Annotated in this window: 4 protein-coding genes; all 4 read right to left on the bottom strand. The window is 44.9% G+C overall.

The annotated features are described in order from the left end of the window. Nucleotides 1-59: 59 nt before the first annotated feature. Genes WB217_RS04045 through WB217_RS04060 form a run of 4 tightly spaced genes read right to left on the bottom strand, consistent with a single transcriptional unit; the run spans nt 60 to nt 3990 of the window. Nucleotides 60-1484, bottom strand: coding sequence for a CpaF family protein (locus WB217_RS04045; RefSeq protein WP_423990876.1), 1425 nt, complete (start codon nt 1482-1484; stop codon nt 60-62). Next, nucleotides 1481-2347 (bottom strand): AAA family ATPase, encoded by an 867-nt coding sequence (locus WB217_RS04050; protein ID WP_423990878.1) that lies wholly within the window; start codon nt 2345-2347, stop codon nt 1481-1483. The genes WB217_RS04045 and WB217_RS04050 overlap by 4 nt, the downstream gene beginning before the upstream one ends. 22 nt (nt 2348-2369) lie before the next feature. Then, the gene (gene cpaB / locus WB217_RS04055) at nt 2370-3071 is read right to left on the bottom strand and encodes a Flp pilus assembly protein CpaB (protein WP_423990880.1); all 702 of its coding nucleotides are present in this window, start codon (nt 3069-3071) and stop codon (nt 2370-2372) included. Between the two features lie 10 nt (nt 3072-3081). Next, nucleotides 3082-3990 carry a pilus assembly protein TadG-related protein gene (locus tag WB217_RS04060; RefSeq protein WP_423990882.1) on the bottom strand — a complete coding sequence of 303 codons (909 nt, stop codon included), beginning with the start codon at nt 3988-3990 and terminating at the stop codon, nt 3082-3084. Between the last annotated feature and the right edge of the window lie 133 nt (nt 3991-4123).

Consider the following 4123-nt stretch of genomic DNA (forward strand, 5'->3'; position numbering starts at 1 on the left):
GAATATAGATAAGAATAACAGGAAAGCCGTCAGCAGGAAGAACGCGGAAATGGCATAAATCATTCTCCCCACTCCTCACTCTCAATGAAAACATTGGCTGGGATATGAATTCCTGAAGCTTCGAGCCGTTCATAAAACTTAGGACGGACTCCTGTTGGTACTAGACGCCCAATAATTTTGCCAGCGTCGTTTACTCCCTGCTGTTTATAGGTAAACACATCCTGCAAGACGATGACATCGCCTTCCATCCCCTGCACTTCCGTGATGCTTGTAATTTTCCTTGTACCATCCTTTAACCGGGACTGCTGGATAATGACATCAATCGCTCCGGCAATTTGTTCCCGGATTGCTTTTACAGGAAGCTCAACACCTGCGAGCAAAACCATCGTTTCAAGACGGGCAATCATGTCTCTGGCACTGTTGGAGTGCCCGGTTGCAAGCGAGCCATCGTGACCGGTATTCATAGCCTGCAGCATATCCAAAGCTTCAGCTCCACGTACCTCACCAATGACAACCCGGTCAGGCCTCATCCTTAACGAGTTCCGAACAAGATCCCTGATTGTAATTGAACCCTTTCCTTCTATATTCGGCGGCCTTGATTCCAAAGAGACAACATGATCCTGACCTAGCTGGAGCTCAGCAGCATCCTCGATCGTAATGATTCGTTCATCATGCGGAATAAAATTGGAAAGAACATTCAAGGTCGTCGTCTTTCCAGAACCCGTTCCCCCGGAGACGAAAATATTAAGGCGGGCTTTTACACAGGCTTCAAGGAAGATTGCCATTTCTTCACTCAGTGTGCCAAAGTTTATTAGATCCTCAATTTGGAACGGATCCTTGGAGAACTTTCGGATGGTGATTGTCGGGCCTTTCAAGGAAAGCGGAGGAATAATGGCATTAACACGAGAACCGTCCGGAAGCCTTGCGTCAACCATTGGAGAGCTTTCATCAATCCTTCTGCCGAGCGGTGCTACAATTTTTTCAATGATGCTCATGACATGCTCGTCATCCCTGAATTTAATCGAGGTCATTTCGATTTTCCCTTTACGCTCGCAATAAACCTGGTTTGGGCCATTCACCATGACCTCACTCACTTCTTCGTCAATGAGGAGTGGGTTAATCGGCCCAAAGCCTGTCAGGTCATTCCTCAGTTCATCAACGACTTTTTTGCGATCAATGCTCCCGCGGAATTGTTCATCATCCTTCATGATTTCGATCGCCATGCCATCAAGCCGAGGGATTATTTCCTCAACAGGTGAGTCCTTAAACTCCTGCAAAATTTGTTTGTGAATAAGGTTCTTTAATTCCTGATGCTTATCCTGTTTCCTTTGAACCTCGGGGTTCACTGCCTCTTTTTTCGGGTCTCTGAAAACTGCTCGAATGTCCAGTCTTTGCTGTGGGACGGCTTCGGATATCAATTCAGCTTGTTCCGCGTTTCCTTCCGCTTGCTGCGTCCTTTCCTGAATGCGGTTCAGAAGGCTCATTGTTCTGTTCCTCCCCTTGTCCGTTTTCTGCCGATTAATTTTGATAAAAATGAAGGGCCTTTTGGCTCTTTGAAAAGCGTTATTTCCCGGCGGCTTGTAATGCGTTCGGCCATTTTAAAAATCGCTTTTGCCACATCCGTCTTTCCCTGGTTCACCACAAATGGAATTCCAATATTAAGAGATTGAGAGCATGTTTGAAAATCATTTGGGATATACACAGGATCTTCATATCCAAGAATCCTTGCCGCGTCCTCAGCCTGTATAACGCTTTCCATGTTTGCCCTGTTCACCACAAGTGTTACTTTGCTGTGAAGCTCAAGTATTTCAAAAGTCTCAAGCATCAGCTTCGTATTTTTCAAGGCGGTCATTTCCAGATTTGCCATCACCATAATCTGGTCCGCCTTCTCGGCAATATGTACAGTATGGTCGCTAAGACCTACACCGGTATCAACCACGACATAATCATAATTTAATAGCATAGTGTCGATGATTTTATTAACAGCCTCTTTGGTGACAAGATCAGCAAATTCAGGACGTTCAGGGGCCACCAGCACTCTCACACCGGTTTCATGTTTGGATAAATAGCCCGCCAGGCTATGCTCATCAAGAGTGCCGATCCCTTCAATCACTTCTTTGATGGTAAAAGCTGATTTCAGGTCCATTGCCAGCCCCACGTCCCCAAATTGGAAATCCCCATCCAGGATAGCGACGGAGATATTCTTTTTTACTAAGGCTCCAGCCAGATTGACCGTCAAAATCGTGCGACCAATCCCGCCTTTTGCGCTGCAAACGGCAATAAGTTCGCCGCGTTTGTTCTTTGCCGGCTTCATTTCATGTGTTTGCAGTTCAGTTGCGTCTTCCATGATTGATCACCCTCCATTAACCTCAATCTTTATCGCTTTCGCCAGTTACATTCTGTTCCTTTAATACAGGCCGTTTATTCAGCATAAAATGGATATTTCCCTGTTCTGCGGAATTTACTAGCCTAAGAGCATCCTCTGGTTTTAACTCGACAGTAACAGTCGTATATTCTGTATATGGCTCCTGTGAATCCTCAGGTAAAACCATTTTTCTGCCCACAGCCAGAACTCTGGCTTTTTGGAGAATAATTTGTGATTCTACCTTGGGTTTGGGCCCCTCAATTTTTTTTGAAAACATAATGTCCACTTCATCTTCTGGTTCAATCAAGTTTGAAGCGGATTGATTTAAATTAACTCCAACAGAAACAGCCCGATATCCGTCCCGGACCTTCCTGGATACATAGGTGGCTTCGGAAGTTTCTGTCCCAAGCCTGTGGGAGAGAACTGGCTCACCCTGCTCGATTGTTGCATTTGCCAGTTTGCCTTCTGCATCCTTGATGCTTTTAAGAGAATTGGCATGCAGCGCTTTTTGGGGAACCGCTGCCAGCATCAGCTTTTGAGCCGTTATTTGTTCATTCTTTAGGATTTTTTCCTTGGCGACAACGATTTCTACAAGATTACTGTTCATTGTCTTTTCTGCCTTTACTTGACTCATATATTGAAAGAAAAGAAATGTTGTGACGATCCCCATTACCAATGCGAGGACCAAAACAAGCTTTGACCGCATTTTTGATCACCTACTCCGTTATTCGAATGCTGTATGCGCCTTTGAAAACGCCTGATGTCGTTTCAAATCCTGTACCTGGTCTTTCGATGAACATGCCTTTGATAGATGTATCCTTACTATCCATTGGGTCAGTTATGTAAAAATAAGCAAAGCCTGTTATTTTCACTTCTTTCACCTGGTTGACATCATGATTGTAAGGAGTATAGACAGGAATAAGGATGATCCTCGAGCAATCTCTGTCATGGATATCTCTTGGAAGTTCTGGGCATGAATTTACTTTTTCTTTGATGATTTCCCTTGTTTTCCCTGCGATATTTCCCGTCTGGGTGGCGATGATATCATTTACTGCCAATTCCTCTTGATAACCGTTCCGGAGGTTTTCCTCATAAGAGCTCGCCCCGGTGCTGCCTAAAGCAAGTACACCAAAGTTACCGTACTCAACACCGCCGCTATCTACTTTAAGCTGATATTCTTTATAGAATTCAAGAGGAATGCTGTCATCAATTCCAAGTGGAGCTGCACCTACTGCTCTTCCCATTGTTCTCAGTTCCGCAGCAGAATGTGCCCGAACATTGACTGATTCCTTGCCAAATAATTTTGAAAAAGCAAGTGGCACCGTTTTTGACAGGTCGATAGCCACCTTCTTCTCCATCTCAATTGAGATGTTCTCAATCGCTGAACCAGCGTTATGGGCAGCCACAATGCTTCTCGTTATTTCATCAACCTTTGCCTCATTATTCGTCAGCTCCTGGGCACCGGAAAGGACAGCGGCATTTGCTGTCTTCTGAAGTTCCGCCTTGGTCATATAAAGCATTCCGCCATCAATTGCCAAACCCGCAAAGCTCAAAAGGACAAAAAGAGAAAGGGCTGCCAGTATTAGCGTGTTTCCAGATTCCTCAGCAAACCATTTTCTTATCATATTTTCCCCCTACTCGACTCTGATTGTGGACTCCGCCTTGATCGACAATGCTGAAGGAAACAGGCTGGATACAAACGGAGTAAAAAAGTGAAAAGGATACTCAAGCTTCACCGTTAAATATTCACCCGAATCC

This window comes from Mesobacillus sp., from assembly GCF_049588175.1.
GTDB lineage: Bacteria > Bacillota > Bacilli > Bacillales > Cytobacillaceae > Mesobacillus.